Below are 16,344 nucleotides of genomic sequence, written 5' to 3' on the forward strand. Positions count from 1 at the left end.
TTCACTCCCCCCAAAACCCGCCGCTGGCGGGTTTCGTCATTTCTGGAGATCCCAAATGCAGAACCCTTTTGAAAACCCCGGCTTCTCGATGGCCAGCCTGACGGCCGCCATCAACCTCATCCCCAACCGCTATGGGCGGCTGGAGCAACTCAACCTGTTCCCGGCCAAGCCGGTGCGCACCCGGCAGATCATCGTCGAGGAGTACGCCGGTCGTCTGAATCTGCTGCCCACCCGGGCGCCCGGTTCGCCCGGCACGGTGGGTGAGCGTGGCAAGCGCAACCTGCGTTCCTTCGTGATCCCGCACATCCCCCACGACGACGTGGTGCTGCCCGAGGAAGTGCAAGGACTGCGCGCCTTCGGTTCCGAAACCGAAATGGAAGCCATCGGCGGTGTCATGGCCCGCCATCTGGAGACCATGCGCAACAAGCACGCGATCACCCTGGAGCATCTGCGCATGGGTGCGCTCAAAGGCAAGATCCTCGACGCTGATGGCAGTGAGCTCGTCGATCTGTTCGACGAGTTCGACATCACTGCGCAATCGGTGTCCTTCGAGTTTTCGACGGCGGCCGACAACGGGCAAATCAAGACTGCCTGCCTGGAGTTGCTGGGCCTCATGGAAGATGGACTCACCGGCGAGTTCTCGACCGGCGTGCATGTGCTTTGCTCGACCGAGTTCTTCCGGGCGCTGACGACCCACAAAGAGGTCAAGACCGCCTACCAGAACTGGCAGCAGGGCGCAGTGCTGATCAACGATATGCGCTCGGGCTTCAGCTACAGCGGCATCACCTTTGAGGAATACCGGGGCCAGGCTTCCTTTGTGCAAGCCGACGGCACGCTGGGGTCGCGCCGCTTCATTGCCGCAGGGGAAGCCCATGCCTTCCCGGTCGGCACGGTGGATACCTTCGCGACCTACTTCGCGCCAGCGGACTTCAACGAGACCGTGAACACCATCGGCCAGCCGCTGTATGCCAAGCAGGAGCCACGCAAGTTCGACCGGGGTACCGATCTTCACACGCAGAGCAACCCGCTTCCGATGTGCCATCGCCCAGGCGTGCTGATCAAGCTCGTTGCTGCCTGATGGATGTCGCGACGTTGTACGAGGCGGCACGCAGTGCAGGACTGCTGACCGCCGTCACGGTGGCGGGCACCACAGTCCACTGTGCCTTCCGTGCCCCGGACGAAACCGTGCTGGATGGTTTTGCGCTATCGCGGGACTACCAGATCGACTACCCGGCGTCCTGGCTGACGCTGGCTGCAGGGGACACGGTCGAGGTGGCAGGCAACACCTATCAGGTGCGCGACGTGCGCGCCATCGGCGACGGCACCGAGCGTCGCGCCTCGCTCTCCCAACTCTGAGGAACACCCCATGAACTCCGTCCGCGAGCGCCTCTTGCGGGAGATCGTCACGCGCCTGGCATCTGCGATTGCCCCGACACCGGTGCTGCGCATGCCTGCTGTGCCGGTCACCCGCGAGGCCAGTCCGGCGCTGCTGCTGTTCGTCGATGGCGACAGCATCACCGCCCACGCCAACCACCTTGTCGACCGGTTGCTGATGGTCCGGCTTGCCGTGGTGGCACGCGGTGCGGATGCCTTCGATGTCGCCGACCAGGCGCTGGTCGCGGCCCACGCGGCAATGCTCGCCGACCCGAATCTGGGCGGTCTGGTCATCGCCGTGCGCGAGATCGACTGCGAATGGGAGTTCGACGACGCCGACGCCGGGGCCGTCGCGCTGCCCGCCCGCTACGAAATCCGCTACCGCACCCACGCCATCGACCTTACCCAAACAGGATGAACCCATGCACATCGAACTACTGAAACCCCATACCCACGCAGGCAAGCGCCTCTTCGTAGGTGATCGCCTTGATCTGAATGACGCCAGCGCCCGTTGGCTGATCGCACAAGGCACGGCCAAAGCGGCCACCCCCGCCACTGATTCCAAACCCGCCCGCCGTGATGCCACGTCCGGTGTTTCCACAACTGCAGCCACTCAAGGAGACTGAACATGGCTTACTTTTCTGGACAAGGCCGCGTCTACATCGGCGCACGTGATGAACTCGGCAACCCTGCTGGGCTGACCTTCGTCGGTAACGTGCCCGAGCTGAAGGTGTCGCTGTCGGTGGACACCATCGAGCACCAGGAAGCTCAGTCGGGTCAGCGCCTGACCGACCTGCAACTCATCAAGACCAAGAAAGGCGAGTTCGCCTGCACGCTGGAAGAGCTGATCGCCACCAACTTGGCACTCGCGCTCTATGGCACCACGACCACGATCACCCCCGGCACGGTGACTGGCGAGCTGCTGCCCAACCCTGTCACGCCGGGCAGTCTGTATCCGTTGACCATGCAAAACGTGTCCGCCGTGCAGATCCAGGACTTGGATGCCACGCCCAAGACGCTTCCGGCCAGCCAGTACAGCGTCAATGCCAAGCACGGCTCGCTGGTGGTGCTCGATGCCACGTCGGGCGGCCCGTACACCGAGCCGTTCACCGTCGATTACGCCTATGGCGCGGCGCAGAGCACGGCGATGTTCACCCAGCCACTACCCGAGCGCTGGATTCGCTTCGAGGGGCTCAACACCGCCGACGGCAATCGCGAGGTGGTGATCGACCTGTACCGCGTGGCCATCAACCCGGCCAAGGAGCTCTCGATCATCACGGACGAACTGCTGAAGTTTGAGCTGTCGGGCCAGGTACTGGCGGATCTGACCAAGCCAGCCGGTGGTGATCTCGGTCAGTTCGGACGTCTGGTGCTGCTGTGATGGACGGCTTCAATACCTTCCCCCCTGAGCCTGTCGTCGTGACGCTGTCCGGTACCGCGCTGGAACTGACGCCGATCCGGCTGGGCGAGTTGCCACGGCTGCTGGCCGTGGTGCGCCCGCTGGCCGAGGAGATCACCAGTGATCCGGACTGGATGGCGCTGCTGGGACGGCACGGCGATGCCGTGCTGGATTTGCTGGCGATCACCACCCGGCGTGAACGCGCGTGGATCAACGACCTGTCGCTGGAGGACGCCGTGCACTTGGCCGCCGCCGTGTTCGAGGTGAACGCGGATTTTTTCGTGGCGCACGTCGTCCCGGCAGTTCAGGGCGCGGCCCAGCGACTCGCGCCGACGCTGCGCTCGCTGACGATTTCGGCTGGGACAGTGCCGTCGCCCGCCTGATCCGCGCCGGGCACCGGCTTGGCGACGTGATGGCCTATACGCTCGCTCAGGCGCAAGCCTTTCTGGATGCCGACGGACAGATCGAACGGCAGCAACTTGCCCAGCTGCTCGGCATTCATGCCGTGGCAGCACAGGGCGAGAAGCGTGGCATCGAACAACTGCAACGCGATCTCCTGAAGGACTAAAACGTGCGCCTGTCTCTGACCACCACCGGCTTGCTGGACCCGCGCCAGTTGGCGGCATGGAGCACCGAGCGGCGTCGCGCCATCCACACCGCTGTCGCCAAGGGCATGCAATCGGGCGGGCGTGAAGTGCGTGATGCGGCGCGATCCGAGATGCGCAGCGCCTTCACCGTCAAGCGCAACAGCTTCATCTCCTCGATGGGCGTGAAGGTGTTCGACAAGAAGCCCGAACTGCTGCCCGCCCTGCTGGTGGGCAGCAAGATTCCTTGGCTCGGTCTGCATGAAAAAGGCGGCACGGTGAGCGGCAATTTGCTGATACCGCTGCTGCCCGGGCGCATCGGCCCCAAGCGCTTCAAGGCGGTCATTGACGGCCTGATGCGCTCGGGCAATGCCTTCTTTATCGAGAAGAACGGTCGCGTGCTGCTGGTGGCCGAGAACATCAAAGAGAACGCCGGGCAGCTTGGCCGCTTCAAGCGTGCCGAGCGTGGTCGTACCGGGGCCAAGCAGATCAAGCGTGGCCAGGAGATTCCCATCGCCGTGCTGGTCAAGCGCGTCGATCTCAAACGACGACTGAATCTGGCGGGTGGCGTGCAACGCGCCTTGCCTGCACTGGCTCGGGCGATTCAACAAGAACTGGACAAAGTCTGATGGCAAGCAACCGTGCCCAAATCCTGATCAGTGCCGTCGACCAGACCAAGACCGCTTTCGACTCGATCAAGCGCGGGCTGGGCGGCCTCACCGATACGGCCAAGAGCGTCAACGGCGTGCTGGCCAACCTCGGGGTGGCTGTCTCCGTGGCCGGTCTGACCGCGATGGTCAAATCGGCCATCGACACTGGTGATGCGCTGGACGAGATGTCGCAGCGTGTCGGTGTCAGCGTCGAGACCCTGTCGGTATGGAAACCGGCAGCCGAGCAGTCCGGTGTGTCCGGCGAATCGTTCGAGAAGGGGCTGCGCAAGCTGTCCACCACGATGCTGGAAGCCGCGACCGGATCGGAAGATGCCGCGCGCGGATTCTCCGCCGTAGGTGTCGAGTTCAAGAACCAGGACGGCACCCTGCGCGCCACCGATCAGGTGCTGCTCGATCTGGCCGAGCGCTTCAAGGCCATGCCCGATGGCGCGGAAAAAACCGCGCTGGCCGTGCAACTGTTCGGCAAGTCGGGAGCCGAGCTGATCCCGTTCCTGAATCAGGGGCGCGACGGCATCAATGAGCTCGCCGCCGAGATGCAGGCGCTCGGCGTGCAGATGAGTAGTGAGACTGCGGCGCAGGCGGGCAACTTTAACGATGCGCTCGACAAGCTGAAACTGGCCACCACCAGCATCGGCAACCAGATCATCGCGTCCTTGCTGCCCGCCCTGAACGATATGGCCGGTGGCATGGTCGAGTCGGCCAAGCAAGGCGGCACGCTGCGCGTGATCCTGGATGGCGCGGTGTTGGTGCTCAAGACCCTGGCCCTCGGTGCCGCCACCGTCGGCAAGGCCTTCGTCGCCTTGGGCGAAGCCATTGGGGCCGGTGTGGCGGCGGCGGTCGAGGCGCTCAAGGGCAACACCGATGGGGCCAAGGCCATCATTGCCGACCTCAAGGGCAATCTGGTCAAACGGCTGGATGAACTGGCGTCCTTTCGTGACAGCCTGTTCGACCCCAAGCCCATCGAGGTCAAGGCACCCAAGATCCAGGCCGATCCGGAATTGCTTCAACGCCTGACCAAACCCAAGGCCGTCAAGCCAGCGCAGGACACGACCGGCGCGAAGACCACGCTGATGAAAGCGCAGCTGGACGCCGAGTTCGCGCTGCTCAAGGACGGTCTGACCCGGCAACAAACTGCGCTGGATGCTGCACTCGAAGATCGTCTGGTCTCGGTGCGCGACTACTACACGCAGAAAACAGCCATCGAACAGCGCGAGATTGATGCCGAGATCGCGCGCAAGCAGCAGGAGCTGGCTCGCAGTCAGCAGGTCGCCACCACCGGCAAATCGGAAAACGACCGACTGAAAGCCAAGGCCGATGTCGCCAAGGCGGAAGCCGACCTGATCACGCTCAACAACCGGCGCACGGACATCGAGCAGGCCAATTCCCGCAAGGCCGTACAAGCCGAGCGCGAATTGGCCGACGCCTTGGCGCAGGCACGTGAGGAACTGGCACAGATCACCGGCACGGCTACCGATGCCGACCGGCAAGCCGCCATCGAGCGCAGCTACCGCGATCTGCGGGCACGACTGGCGGCAGAAAGCGATACCGAAGGTGTGTCGCTCGTTGATCGGCTGATCAACGTGAAGGCGGCGCAGGCCAATCTGGCGGCGCTGGAAGCCCAATGGCGGCAGGTCACCGAGCGTCTGCGCAATGCGCAGGAGGCCATTCAGACCCAGCAGCAGGCCGGGCTGCTCACCGAAGCACAGGCGCGTCAGCAGATCGTGGCCCTGCAACAGCAATCGGCCACCGAGATGGAGCGTTTGTTGCCGACCATGCAGCAAGCCGCGCAGGCCATCGGGCCGGATGCGGTGATTCGCGTGCAGGCGTGGCGCAACGAGCTGGATCGCACAAAGCTTACGGTCGATGAAATGGCCCCGCTGTGGAATCGCATCGGCGAGAGCTTTGGTGGTGCGCTCAACGGGATGATCACCGGCGCGCAGACCTGGCGCAGTGCCTTGGCGAGCATCTTCCAGCAGGTGGCCGACGCCTTCCTGCAGCAGATCGTGATCCAGCCGTTCCAGCAGTGGATCGCCATGCAGGCGCGGATGCTGGCGCTCAAGCTCGGCTTCATCCAGCAGGAGCAGACCGTCGATGCGGCGGCCAGCGCCGCCAAGGTCGCCCAAAAGACCACCGAAACCACTGCCGTGGTGTCGATGGATGCGGCCAAGGCGGGAGCCGGGGCGGCGGCGTCGCAGGCTTCCATTCCCTACGTTGGCCCGGCACTCGCGGTGGCCGCGATGGTAGCCATGGTCGCCGCTGTGATGGCGCTCTTGGGTGGCATCAAGAAGTTTGCGGGCGGCGGTCTGGTCTCCGGGCCGGGCAGCGCCACCTCGGATTCGATCCCGGCGCGTCTGTCCGCAGGCGAGTACGTGGTGCGGGCGGCCGCCGTGCGCCAGGTCGGTGTGGCCTTCCTCGATTCGCTCAACGGCTTGTCGGCAGGCCCACGTTTCAAGGGCGGCGAATTGGCCTTCGCAGCGGGCGGGCTCGTACCAGAGTTGAAAGTGCCGCCCGCGCAGCCGCAGATGAATCAGGCGGTGCGCATCGTCAACGCGGTCGATCCGGGCGTGACCCACGACCACCTGCAGTCGCCTGCCGGAGAGAAAGTCATCGTCAACATCATCGGGCGCAATGCACGGGCCATCCGTGCGGCGCTGCAAGGCTGAATTTTCAGGGGAAAGTCCAATGGCACTTCTGTTCATCGACGGTTTCGATCACTACGACCCACAGGCCGTGGACAGCTTTGGCGATCCGTGGCTGGCACGAGGCAAGGCGGCGTATCTGTCACCGCAGGCCACACGCATCAATGGTCGTCGCCCGTCCTCCTACGCCCTGCGTCTGCCGGAAGGTTCGGGCGGTGGCTACGTCAAGAACCTCGACGCCACCAAGACCAGCCTGATCGTCGGGGCAGCCATTCGCGTGGTGCCGTACCCAAACACCTACACCGAGCCACTGCTCCTGGGCGTGCGCGATGCCAACTCGCAGGTCGCACATCTCGTGAAAATCGGCGAGGACGGTCGGCTCAAGCTCTACCGCTGGCAATACGGCTATGACCAGTTGATCTCTGTCTCAGTCGCCAGCGCTCCGGCGCGCGGCTGGCACTACATCGAGTTGCAGGTCACGCAGGGCACCAGCAACGGCATTCTGTCAGTGCGCATCAACGGCATCCTGGCCATCCAGATGACGGCGCAGAACACCATTCAAGGTGGTGGCCAACTGCTGACAGCATTTGTCGGTGCGGTTCCGGGCCAGTCGTGCCCGCTCACCATCGACGTCGACGACTTCTACATCGCCGACACCAGCGGCACGATCAACAACACCTTTCTCGGTGATGTGCGCGTCGATGCCTTGCAGGCACAGGCCGATGGCAGCCTGAACCAGTGGACGGCTAGCCCGGTCGGTAACGCTGCCTGGGAAGCCGTGAGCGACGAGGACGAATCTACGGCGATCAATGCACCGAACGTGGGGTTGCGCCAGTCCTTCGATGTCGAGCCGTTGCCTGTGATGGCCACGCCCGCCATCTATGGCGTCCAGCTCACGATGCTGGCCCGCAAGACCGACGCCGGTCTGGGCAAGGTCAAAGGTCTCGTGGTCAGTGGTGCGCAAAGCGCCGTCAGCACCGACATCATTCTGCAGGAGCAACTGGCCTGGCAGAGCACGCTGTTCGAGCGTAATCCGAACGGCAACGTGCAGTGGACGGAGGCCGCCTTCAATGCCGCTGAGTTCGGCGTGGAGTCGGCATGACGGATCGCGTCGTCGTTCAAGACATCGCTGAGGTTTCCAGCAAGCCGACGCCGGGAAGCGAACTGCCCGCCTTCCAGAGTGAAGTGCTCTCGCGCGCCACCTTCGGGGCGAGCGCAGCCAGCTTCACGCCGGAAACAGCTGTCGCTCCGCTGCCGCCCAATCTGGCGGCCAGCCTGCTGGCGGAATCCTTGACGGGCCCCTGGCCACCCATCGATGCACCGATCTTTCTGGTCGAAGTGTTGCGCCGGGATACGGCCTCAAGCGCCATCGTCGCCACCGGTATGGATGCCTTCGGCGACCAGCCTTGGCCGGATGCGCAACGCGGCGTGTTTTCCTTCCGTCATGATTGGATGGAGCCCCTTGTGGAACGGCTGGAGTGGCAGACCAGCGTCACACGGCTGGCCAGTGGCAACGAATCCCGTCAGGCACGCCGCCGCATTCCTCGGCGCTCACTGACCTACAAGGTCGGCAACGCCCGGCAGACCGATGCCCTGGTGGCCGACTGGCTGGCCGATCATCTCGGTCAAATGGCGCTGTGGCCGCTGCCGCAGTATGCCGTTCACCTCACACAATCAGCTGAGTGTGGCGCGCTGGCGCTTGAGGTGTCGGATGCGGACTGGCGGCGCTTTGGCCCACCGGCTGCCGCGCTGCGTCTGACCTATGACGGCGTACAGGGCTGGGACAGCGACGAACGCTGGGTGCTGATCATTGCGCCCGAGGGCTGGCAAGTCGCCCAACTCAGCGACGTGGAAACCGATCTGCTGTGGCTGGCCGAACCCTTGGCGCGTGCTGCCGGAGCCGGTAGCAGCGTGATGCCCTTGGTGTGGGGACGCGCTGTCGATCCGGCGGACTTGACCCAGTGGGTGCCGGGGATGGTCGGCGGCAGCGTCACCACGACTGTCACGCCCGCGCAAACGCCGGACTTGGACGTGCTCGACGACCCGTGGCTCGACGAGATTCCGGTCTGGCCCGATGGCAACTGGCGTGACGATCCAACGGCCGCCGCGCAAGCCACGATCACCCGCCAAGACTTCTCGCCTGCAGATCCGTGGGTGCGCCGTGACGATCCCTGGGCGACGACGACTTTGCAGCGGCGCTATCTGGCCAGCTCACTCGATGAAATCGAGATCTGGCGGGCGCGGTTGTGGCGCACCCAAGGCCGTCTGGAAGCCTTCTGGCTGCCCGATGGCTTGGCTCCGATCCTGTGGGTGACCGTCGAAGCCGATCCCGAAGATGGCTTCCTGCGCGTGGATGGCAAAGACATCTCCGCGCGAATCTCGGATTTTTGGCATCGCCCCGCCGCCTGCTTGATCGTGCACCCAGACGGCTATCGGCAGTACGCCCTGACGGCGACCTGCCATCTGGATCAAGGCGGTGTGCTGGTGCTGCGCTCAGGTCTCGACGACTGGGTGCCTGCAGGCAGCCGTGTCATTCGCCTCGTGCGCTGCCGCCTCGACCACGACGCAGTCGATCTGTACTGGCACAGCCCGACGCTGCTGGAGATCACCTTGACCGCGCGCCAGTTGCCCGAACCGCGCGGCAATGACCGTCAAACCTACGAGGGAGAGTAAGCACGATGAGCCAGAACCCATTGCTGGAAGTCGAGCTCTACGCCTTCGTCAGCAACAGCGCGCAGTTCTACCTGACGCCGCACGAATTCGATGTCGATCTCGACGGCAATCTGTACGCCAGCCTGCCCATCGAGCGCAACGAACTGGCACTGGGTGCCGAAGCAGCCAAATCGGCGCTGGATCTGAAACTGCCGCCGAACTGCGATCTGGTGCGCCATCTGCTCGCCAACTCGCTGACCGGCGACACCACCTCGATCACCCTGCGCATCGGACGGCGCGATACCTGGGGCGACTACTGGTGGATCTCCGGCACGCGCTGGATGGGCCGGGTGCTGGGCGTCGAAGTTGCTGACGATGTCGCTCGCGTTCGCTGCGAGTCGGCGCAAGTCAGTCTCAAGCGTATCGGGTTGCGGCGGCTCTACAGCCGCAAGTGTTCCCACGTACTGTATTCGGCTGCCTGTGGTGCCTCACCCATTTCCGCCAGTGCCTTGGTGAGCAACAGCAATGGCCGCAACGTCGATCTCGATGGTGGCACGCCCGGCAGCGTCAGTGGTGGCTTGGCCGGTGGCTGGCTGCAAACCCCGGAAGGTGCGCGCCACATGATCGTCAATGACTACGGTGGTGGCGTCGAGTTGCTCTATCCGGTGGCCATTGAAGTCGACACCGAGGTGCTGCTGACGGTTGGCTGCGATCACAGCACGGCCACGTGCGAGTCGCGCTTCGGCAACCTCGACAACTACGGCGGCTTTCCAGCCATCCCGAGCAAAAACCCGTTCTCGACGGGCGTGTTCTGAATCCCTGGAGGAATCGCCATGTGGTACCTCGTCGTCATCGTGGTGGCGGCGCTGGTTTCGGTCGCGCTCGCGCCGAAACCGCCCGAACCCAAACCGGCATCCCTGTCTGACGTCGATGCCCCCACCGCAGAAGAAGGCCGACCGATTCCCGTCGTGTTCGGCACCGTGCTGCTGCGTGGCTCCAACGTCGTCTGGTACGGCGATCTGGAAGCCGACCCGATCAAGAAGAAAGGTGGCAAGAAATGACCACTCAGACCGTCATCACCATCGATCACGTACGCGCCGTAGGCCTGTGCGTGAACGGCACGCGCACATGGTTTGCGCGTCACGATCTGGATTTCCGGGCCTTCCTGCGCGATGGCTGTGACGCAGAAACCTTGCTGGCCACCGGCGATGCAATGGCACAACGTGTGGTCGAACACGCCCGCAATCAATCCAGCCAGCGGGAGCAAGGCTGATGGGTGGCAGCAGCAAGAAGCAAACCGTCGGCTATCGCTACCGGATGGGGCTACATCTGGCCTTGTGCCAGGGACCCGTCGATGCCGTGCAGGAAATCCAGATGGGAGACCGTACCGCGTGGGGGGATGCCGACCGTGCGCCGCTGTCCAGCGGGCATGGGCTGAGCAGCCTCTCGATCAACAAGCCCACGCTGTTTGGCGGCGACGAGCGCGAAGGCGGCGTGGTCGGCACCATCGATGTGCTTTCTGGTCATGCCGGACAAGGACGCAACGACTACCTGATGAGTCGCCTCGGCGGTTCCATTCCGGCATTTCGGGGCGTGCTGTCCTTGGTGGCACGCAAGATCCTGTTCGCGGCCAACAACCCCTACATCAAACCGTGGGCAGTGCGCGTCCGGCGCTTCACTGCGGGTTGGTTCGATGCGCCGTGGATGGAATGGAATGCCGAAGTCCGCACCTGGGATGAGGACGAAGGCCGTGAGATCAGCGTCGGTATGAACCCGGCGCACATTCTGGTGCAGTGCCTCACCGATCCGCACTGGGGTATGGGCTATCCGCAGAGCACCATCGGCTGGAGTTTCTGGAATGCGGCATGGGCTTTGTCGAGTGAGGGCTTCGGCCTCAATCTCATCTGGACGCGCCAGCAGCCCATCGAGAGCTTCATCGGCCAGGTTATCGACCACATTGGCGGCATCCTCTACACCGACCCGGAACAAGGAACGTTTGAGCTCAAGCTGCTGCGCGACGACTATTGGATCGACAGCCTGCCGCTGTTGGGGCCCGACGAAATTGTGCGGCTGGAACGCTTCGAACGTGCCCAGTGGGGCGAGCTGCCCAATGAACTGACCGTCGTTTACACCGACTGGCAAACCGGCGGTGATGCCGCCGTCACGGTCGAGAACCTGGCCGCCATCCAGTTGCAAGGCGGCGTGATCAATCAACGCCGCGACTACCCGGGTGTGAACTACGGGCCGCTGGCCGCGCGGCTGGCCTTGCGTGACCTGCGCGCCTTGGGTTCGCCGCTGGCCCGGATGAGTCTGACGGTGGCACGCGACACGCTGGAGCGTGCGCCATTGCCGGGTGATGTATTTCTGCTGAACTGGCCGCGCTTGGGTGTGGATCAGATGGTGGTGCGCGTCACCGGCATCGACACAGGCACCTTGGGCGCGGCCGAGTGGCGCATCGAAGCCATGGAAGATGTGTTCGGGATGAGCAACACCGTGCTGTCGCCTCCGCCACCGCACGTCGAGGAGCCGACCATCGAACCGTTGTCGCCCGCCTTGGTTCTGGCCGTCGAGGTGCCGTATTGGGAACTGGCCCGGCGCTTGTCGCGCGCAGATCTGGCCTACCTGACCGATACGGACACCTATCTCGGTGCGCTGGCGGCCGCAGGCGGTACCGGGCAACTGAATTGGCAACTGGCTACCGGCGCGTCGGGCGGAGACCTCACTGCCGTGGTGGGCGAAGACTACGCACCACTGTTGACGCTCGATGCAGCCTTGCCTGCCAGCGAGGTCGATGCCATCGGTGTGCCGGTGACGGCCATCAGCCAGCCGGAGCGACTGGCCGAGGGCGACTACGCGTATCTGATGGCTGCCAGTGGGGCGATTGCAGAGGCCGTTGCCGTCTTGGCCTTCGATGCTGCCAACGCGACCATCGATCTCGCACGCGGCGTGCTCGACACCACACCCCAAGCACATGCCTCGGGGACTCGGTTGATCGGTGTCGGCGAATGGCTGGCATCCGAAGGTGCGGAGCGGGCCCCGGGCGAATCGGTGTTCGTGGGCGCGATTCCTCGCACTTCGACCGATCAGGGCGATCCTGTGTTGGCCGCCAATGGGCAGCCGATGGTGCTGGCTGGTCGGCAGGCTTTGCCGTATCCACCCGGTCGTATCCGCCTCAATGGCCAGACTGAGCCTGCCGTTGTGGCCGGTGATCTCAACGTCGCGTGGGCACATCGCGACCGCACTCAGCAGACAGCCTACATCGTGCAGCAAGACGAGGGCGATATCGGGCCAGAACTGGGCGTGACCTACACGGTACACATCCGCAATCGCAACAACGTGCTGGTTCGTAACGAGACGGGGCTGCTCGGCACCGCCTACATCTGGACGGCAGCAGTGGCCGTGCTGGATGCGGGTGCGCTGGGCGACCGCATCACAGTCGAAATCAGTGCCGAGCGCGATGGTTTGAGCAGCTGGCAGCCGCAGGTGCGGGCCATGGATCGTGCGGGCTACGGCCTGCGCTGGGGACAGTATTGGGGAGGTGTGTGATGGAGCCGCGCATCGATGTTCATCTGCTCACGCTAAACGAGCCTGCCGAATGGCGTGAGTCCTGCATCGCCAGCCTCGAGGAAGCACCGATCAGTTTGCACGTTTTGCCCGGCATTCCGGGCCGTATCGGCGAGGCACGCGCGGCAGGCTATGCGCAAGGCACCTTGCCGCTGGTGTCTTTTGTCGATCCCGACGATTTGTACGAAGCCAGTGCCTTCACACAACTGGCCGATGCGCTGGATGCCTGCCCGCAGGCCGTGATGGCCTACACCGACGAAGCACTGACCGACGAAAGCGGCCAGGACATCGCGGTGCGACGTCTGGCCTACAGCCGTTGGCAACACGCCAACAGCGCTAGCCACGTGCACGGCCTGATCGTGATGCGTCGATCCGCCGTCGACGCCGTGCTCAAAGAAACCACCGACCTCAACAACTTCGCCGACTGGTTGCTGACCCTGCTCGTAGCCAAGCGCGGCGGCGTGCTGTACCTGCCCATCGTCGGGCGGCATTGGCGACAGCACCCGCAGCAAAGCCATCGCACCGGCGATCCAGATGCAGTCCGGCGCATTCGCCAAGCATCAAACCTCTGGAGATAGACCATGTCATCGACCGACCCGAACCTTGGGCTCAACTACGGCTGGACGCTCGGCGAGAGCGGCTGGGACACCGGCATGGACGCCAACCTCAAGCGCCTCGGCGCTGTGGTCGGCCTGTCCGTGAAAGACCGCGACCTGACCACGCCCCCTGCCAGCCCCGCCAACGGCGACCGCTACATCGTGCCTGCGGCTGCCACGGGTGTGTGGGCGGGAAAAACCAACCAGATCGCCGTGCGCATCGCCGATGCCTGGGAGTACCACGCGCCCAAGATCGGCTGGCTTTGCTACATCGAGGACGAGGCCAAGCTCTCGGCCTTCAAGTCCACCGGCTGGAGCGCAGGCCTCGCCATCTGATTTCCCATCTTCGTACCCACCAGAAACCCGCCCACGAGGCGGGTTTCACATTTCTGGAGACCGCAATGACCGAACCCGAACAACAACAGCCTGCGCTCGTCGAGAACATGCTCCTCTTGCGCCGCGAGGACTTCGACGAACTGCTAGATCGCGCCGCTGAACGCGGGGCCGAGCGTGTCCTGACCCACCTTGGCCTGGAAAACGGCCACGCCGCACGCGACATCCGCGAACTGCGCGACCTGCTGGAAGCCTGGCGCGATGCTCGCCGCACAGCCTGGCAAACCACCGTCAAGGTCATCACCACCGGCATCCTGGCCGCACTGCTAGTCGGTGCCGCCATCAAGTTGAAACTGATGGGAGGCCCGCAATGATCGAGACTTTACTTGGCGGCCTCCTTGGTGGGGCCTTCCGCCTCGCCCCTGAAATCCTCAAATGGCTCGACCGCAAGGGAGAGCGTGGCCACGAACTGGCGATGCAGGATAAGGCGCTGGAGTTCGAGAAGCTGCGCGGCGCGCAGCGAATGTCGGAAATCGGCGCGGGTGCCGATGCCGCGTGGAACGTCGGAGCCATCGAAACCTTGCGCGAAGCCGTTCGGACTCAGGGCGAGAAAACCGGGGTTCGCTGGGCCGACGCCTTGTCGATCAGCGTGCGCCCCGTGATCACCTACTGGTTCATGGCCCTGTACTGCGCCGCCAAGACGGCTGCTTTCGCAGCAGCCGTGACCGCAGGAGCTGGCTGGGGTACGGCCATTCTGCACGCATGGACGGAGGCCGATCAGGCGCTGTGGGCCGGAGTGCTGAACTTCTGGTTCCTCGGGCGCGTGTTTGACCGGGTGCGGTCGTGATTGAGGTACCAAAAGCGGCCATCGAGCTGGCCAAGCGCTTTGAGGGATACGAGCGCAAGGTGAAACGCGGAATCAAGATCACCGCCGTCCCCTACATCTGCCCCGCAGGCTTCTGGACGATTGGCTATGGCCACCTCTGCGACCCCAATCACCCGCAGATCACCGAGGCCGAAGCCGAGGTCTATCTGGCGCGCGATCTCCAATCGGCACTTGCCGCCACGCTGCGTTACTGCCCCATGCTGGCCACGGAGCCCGAGGGGCGGCTCGCCGCCATCGTGGATTTCACATTCAACCTTGGCACAGGGCGGTTGCAGACGTCGACGTTGCGGCGGCGAGTGAACCAACGAGACTGGGATGCGGCCGAAAAGGAACTGGGCCGATGGATCTACGGGGGCGGAAGAGTCTTGCCAGGGCTGATTGCACGTAGGCAAGCCGAATGCTTGTTGTTGCGTGGGAGAGCTGATCTATGAGTGCGAAACGTTCCCTACACGCTCATAGCCGTGTAAACTGGCCCTTATATCCAAAATTTACGCCAAGCACAAGTACCAAGAACGTGGCCCTTGCCTATAACAAAGAAAATGCGCTGAACGCAATTTGCCCTTACTTTACGATGTTTCCGCTCGAGTATCCGAACAGGGTCCTCAAAAAGCATCTAAAGGAAAAGCCAGTTGTGCTCGACCCATTTTGTGGTCGAGGCACAACTCTATTCTCAGCGCGAAAGTTCGGGTTTTCTGCCTGGGGCATTGACTCATCGCCCGTCGCTGTCGCAATTGCGAAAGCCAAGTTGGCGAGTTGTGACATTGAGGCACCACTCGAGCTTGCGGCAAAGTTCATTTCAGATATCGCCCCGGTCGCATTGCCAGATACTCCATTTTTTCGTTCGGCATATCACCAATCGACGCTCCGTGATATTTGCACCTTGCGTGAGGGATTGCTCGGTCTCGACGATGAAACAGATGCATCGTCCATTTTGCGCGCTGCAGCGCTTGGATGTTTGCATGGCCCACTTCCAAAACACGTCGAGAACGCGGGCTACTTTTCAAATCAAATGCCGCGGACTTACGCATCAAAGCCTGATTACGCCGTGAGATTCTGGAAAGAACGGAATCTTGAAGCACCAAAGGTAGATGTGCTCCGCGTGCTTCGTCGCAAGATCGAACGCTTGGTGGGCCTTGAGCAAGCGTCACCGTGTCCGACATCTCAAGTGCTACACGGCGATGCTCAGTCGGAAGAATTGTTCAGGTCGATTGGCACTGCGCCGTCGATTGTGATCACGTCCCCCCCTTATTACGGAATGCGGACGTATGTCCAAGATCAATGGCTGAGAAACTGGTTTCTGGGTGGGCCTGACTCCATTGACTACTCAGCTGGACCGCAACTCGATCACGGCGGACAGAAAGTATTTGCAGCTTCGCTCGGCAAGGTTTGGAAGAATATAGCCGACAGCGCAGCGTCGGCTGAATCGCTTCATATGTACGTTCGATTCGGAATAATTCCGTCTGCACTGGTTGATGCGAAAAAACTCTTCAGAGATTCGCTGGAGGAGTCCGGAGTCGATTGGCGCTTGGTCTCCACCCGCTCGGCCAAATCAGCAGATGTCGGCAAGCGGCAAGCAGATCAGATGAAAGCCGAGTCTGCAGCCGCCGTCGAGTTTGATTTTCACGTCGAAAGAGTTTGATTGCGCT

The 16,344-nt window shown here is 63.2% G+C and carries 21 protein-coding genes; all 21 read left to right on the top strand.

The annotated features are described in order from the left end of the window. Positions 1–55: 55 nt before the first annotated feature. The 21 genes from ABWL39_RS00400 (at position 56) to ABWL39_RS00500 (ending at position 16,337) form a co-directional block, all read left to right on the top strand. Positions 56–1,078, top strand: coding sequence for a major capsid protein (locus tag ABWL39_RS00400; protein WP_367786146.1), 1,023 nt, complete (start codon positions 56–58; stop codon positions 1,076–1,078). After that, positions 1,078–1,356: a hypothetical protein gene (locus ABWL39_RS00405; protein ID WP_236213235.1), complete on the top strand. Its 279-nt coding sequence runs from the start codon at positions 1,078–1,080 to the stop codon at positions 1,354–1,356. Before ABWL39_RS00400 ends, ABWL39_RS00405 begins: the two co-directional genes overlap by 1 nt. Before the next feature lie 10 nt (positions 1,357–1,366). Next, positions 1,367–1,792 (top strand): hypothetical protein, encoded by a 426-nt coding sequence (locus ABWL39_RS00410; RefSeq protein ID WP_367786148.1) that lies wholly within the window; start codon positions 1,367–1,369, stop codon positions 1,790–1,792. A 4-nt stretch (positions 1,793–1,796) separates the two neighbouring features. Then, positions 1,797–2,000 carry a hypothetical protein gene (locus ABWL39_RS00415; RefSeq protein ID WP_367786150.1) on the top strand — a complete coding sequence of 68 codons (204 nt, stop codon included), beginning with the start codon at positions 1,797–1,799 and terminating at the stop codon, positions 1,998–2,000. A gap of 2 nt (positions 2,001–2,002) precedes the next feature. Then, positions 2,003–2,755, top strand: coding sequence for a hypothetical protein (locus ABWL39_RS00420; protein WP_367786152.1), 753 nt, complete (start codon positions 2,003–2,005; stop codon positions 2,753–2,755). Beyond that, on the top strand, positions 2,755–3,156 hold the full coding sequence (locus ABWL39_RS00425) for a hypothetical protein (RefSeq protein WP_367786154.1): 402 nt from the start codon (positions 2,755–2,757) through the stop codon (positions 3,154–3,156). Before ABWL39_RS00420 ends, ABWL39_RS00425 begins: the two co-directional genes overlap by 1 nt. A gap of 29 nt (positions 3,157–3,185) precedes the next feature. Beyond that, positions 3,186–3,341, top strand: coding sequence for a hypothetical protein (locus tag ABWL39_RS00430; RefSeq protein ID WP_367786156.1), 156 nt, complete (start codon positions 3,186–3,188; stop codon positions 3,339–3,341). A gap of 3 nt (positions 3,342–3,344) precedes the next feature. Further along, positions 3,345–3,986, top strand: a complete 642-nt coding sequence (locus tag ABWL39_RS00435) for a DUF6441 family protein (RefSeq protein ID WP_367786158.1) — start codon at positions 3,345–3,347, stop codon at positions 3,984–3,986. Continuing rightward, positions 3,986–6,691, top strand: a complete 2,706-nt coding sequence (locus ABWL39_RS00440) for a phage tail protein (RefSeq protein WP_367786160.1) — start codon at positions 3,986–3,988, stop codon at positions 6,689–6,691. The genes ABWL39_RS00435 and ABWL39_RS00440 overlap by 1 nt, the downstream gene beginning before the upstream one ends. A 19-nt stretch (positions 6,692–6,710) precedes the next feature. Next, a complete protein-coding gene (locus ABWL39_RS00445) occupies positions 6,711–7,769 on the top strand; it encodes a hypothetical protein (protein WP_367786162.1) in 1,059 nt (352 codons plus the stop codon). Next, positions 7,766–9,340 (top strand): hypothetical protein, encoded by a 1,575-nt coding sequence (locus ABWL39_RS00450; RefSeq protein ID WP_367786163.1) that lies wholly within the window; start codon positions 7,766–7,768, stop codon positions 9,338–9,340. The genes ABWL39_RS00445 and ABWL39_RS00450 overlap by 4 nt, the downstream gene beginning before the upstream one ends. Positions 9,341–9,345: 5 nt before the next feature. Further along, on the top strand, positions 9,346–10,134 hold the full coding sequence (locus ABWL39_RS00455; protein WP_367786165.1) for a DUF2163 domain-containing protein: 789 nt from the start codon (positions 9,346–9,348) through the stop codon (positions 10,132–10,134). An 18-nt stretch (positions 10,135–10,152) separates the two neighbouring features. Next, positions 10,153–10,380 carry a hypothetical protein gene (locus tag ABWL39_RS00460; RefSeq protein WP_009521704.1) on the top strand — a complete coding sequence of 76 codons (228 nt, stop codon included), beginning with the start codon at positions 10,153–10,155 and terminating at the stop codon, positions 10,378–10,380. After that, positions 10,377–10,592 carry a hypothetical protein gene (locus ABWL39_RS00465; protein WP_367786167.1) on the top strand — a complete coding sequence of 72 codons (216 nt, stop codon included), beginning with the start codon at positions 10,377–10,379 and terminating at the stop codon, positions 10,590–10,592. The genes ABWL39_RS00460 and ABWL39_RS00465 overlap by 4 nt, the downstream gene beginning before the upstream one ends. Then, on the top strand, positions 10,592–12,865 hold the full coding sequence (locus tag ABWL39_RS00470) for a phage tail protein (protein WP_367786169.1): 2,274 nt from the start codon (positions 10,592–10,594) through the stop codon (positions 12,863–12,865). Before ABWL39_RS00465 ends, ABWL39_RS00470 begins: the two co-directional genes overlap by 1 nt. Continuing rightward, a complete protein-coding gene (locus ABWL39_RS00475) occupies positions 12,865–13,461 on the top strand; it encodes a hypothetical protein (protein ID WP_367786171.1) in 597 nt (198 codons plus the stop codon). The genes ABWL39_RS00470 and ABWL39_RS00475 overlap by 1 nt, the downstream gene beginning before the upstream one ends. A gap of 3 nt (positions 13,462–13,464) precedes the next feature. Then, positions 13,465–13,815 (top strand): DUF2793 domain-containing protein, encoded by a 351-nt coding sequence (locus ABWL39_RS00480; protein WP_367786173.1) that lies wholly within the window; start codon positions 13,465–13,467, stop codon positions 13,813–13,815. 65 nt (positions 13,816–13,880) lie between these two features. After that, positions 13,881–14,186: a DUF6127 family protein gene (locus ABWL39_RS00485; RefSeq protein ID WP_020200523.1), complete on the top strand. Its 306-nt coding sequence runs from the start codon at positions 13,881–13,883 to the stop codon at positions 14,184–14,186. After that, positions 14,183–14,659, top strand: coding sequence for a hypothetical protein (locus tag ABWL39_RS00490; RefSeq protein WP_062794232.1), 477 nt, complete (start codon positions 14,183–14,185; stop codon positions 14,657–14,659). The genes ABWL39_RS00485 and ABWL39_RS00490 overlap by 4 nt, the downstream gene beginning before the upstream one ends. Continuing rightward, entirely contained in the window at positions 14,656–15,129 is a 474-nt protein-coding gene (locus ABWL39_RS00495; protein ID WP_367786175.1) for a lysozyme, read from the top strand. Before ABWL39_RS00490 ends, ABWL39_RS00495 begins: the two co-directional genes overlap by 4 nt. Positions 15,130–15,212: 83 nt before the next feature. Beyond that, positions 15,213–16,337: a DNA methyltransferase gene (locus ABWL39_RS00500; RefSeq protein WP_367786176.1), complete on the top strand. Its 1,125-nt coding sequence runs from the start codon at positions 15,213–15,215 to the stop codon at positions 16,335–16,337. The last annotated feature ends 7 nt before the right edge of the window (positions 16,338–16,344 follow it).

The organism is Chitinivorax sp. PXF-14 (assembly GCF_040812015.1).
In the GTDB taxonomy this organism is placed as follows: Bacteria; Pseudomonadota; Gammaproteobacteria; order Burkholderiales; family SCOH01; genus JBFNXJ01.

Excerpts from the sequence above, each read along its gene's own strand:
- ABWL39_RS00420 (WP_367786152.1), top strand. The coding sequence starts at position 2,003 with ATGGCTTACTTTTCTGGACAAGGCCGCGTCTACATCGGCGCACGTGAT.
- ABWL39_RS00490 (WP_062794232.1), top strand. The coding sequence starts at position 14,183 with ATGATCGAGACTTTACTTGGCGGCCTCCTTGGTGGGGCCTTCCGCCTC.
- ABWL39_RS00455 (WP_367786165.1), top strand. The coding sequence starts at position 9,346 with ATGAGCCAGAACCCATTGCTGGAAGTCGAGCTCTACGCCTTCGTCAGC.
- ABWL39_RS00450 (WP_367786163.1), top strand. The coding sequence starts at position 7,766 with ATGACGGATCGCGTCGTCGTTCAAGACATCGCTGAGGTTTCCAGCAAG.
- ABWL39_RS00480 (WP_367786173.1), top strand. The coding sequence starts at position 13,465 with ATGTCATCGACCGACCCGAACCTTGGGCTCAACTACGGCTGGACGCTC.
- ABWL39_RS00460 (WP_009521704.1), top strand. The coding sequence starts at position 10,153 with ATGTGGTACCTCGTCGTCATCGTGGTGGCGGCGCTGGTTTCGGTCGCG.
- ABWL39_RS00410 (WP_367786148.1), top strand. The coding sequence starts at position 1,367 with ATGAACTCCGTCCGCGAGCGCCTCTTGCGGGAGATCGTCACGCGCCTG.
- ABWL39_RS00400 (WP_367786146.1), top strand. The coding sequence starts at position 56 with ATGCAGAACCCTTTTGAAAACCCCGGCTTCTCGATGGCCAGCCTGACG.
- ABWL39_RS00430 (WP_367786156.1), top strand. The coding sequence starts at position 3,186 with ATGGCCTATACGCTCGCTCAGGCGCAAGCCTTTCTGGATGCCGACGGA.
- ABWL39_RS00475 (WP_367786171.1), top strand. The coding sequence starts at position 12,865 with ATGGAGCCGCGCATCGATGTTCATCTGCTCACGCTAAACGAGCCTGCC.
- ABWL39_RS00440 (WP_367786160.1), top strand. The coding sequence starts at position 3,986 with ATGGCAAGCAACCGTGCCCAAATCCTGATCAGTGCCGTCGACCAGACC.
- ABWL39_RS00405 (WP_236213235.1), top strand. The coding sequence starts at position 1,078 with ATGGATGTCGCGACGTTGTACGAGGCGGCACGCAGTGCAGGACTGCTG.
- ABWL39_RS00465 (WP_367786167.1), top strand. The coding sequence starts at position 10,377 with ATGACCACTCAGACCGTCATCACCATCGATCACGTACGCGCCGTAGGC.
- ABWL39_RS00425 (WP_367786154.1), top strand. The coding sequence starts at position 2,755 with ATGGACGGCTTCAATACCTTCCCCCCTGAGCCTGTCGTCGTGACGCTG.
- ABWL39_RS00470 (WP_367786169.1), top strand. The coding sequence starts at position 10,592 with ATGGGTGGCAGCAGCAAGAAGCAAACCGTCGGCTATCGCTACCGGATG.
- ABWL39_RS00485 (WP_020200523.1), top strand. The coding sequence starts at position 13,881 with ATGACCGAACCCGAACAACAACAGCCTGCGCTCGTCGAGAACATGCTC.
- ABWL39_RS00445 (WP_367786162.1), top strand. The coding sequence starts at position 6,711 with ATGGCACTTCTGTTCATCGACGGTTTCGATCACTACGACCCACAGGCC.
- ABWL39_RS00415 (WP_367786150.1), top strand. The coding sequence starts at position 1,797 with ATGCACATCGAACTACTGAAACCCCATACCCACGCAGGCAAGCGCCTC.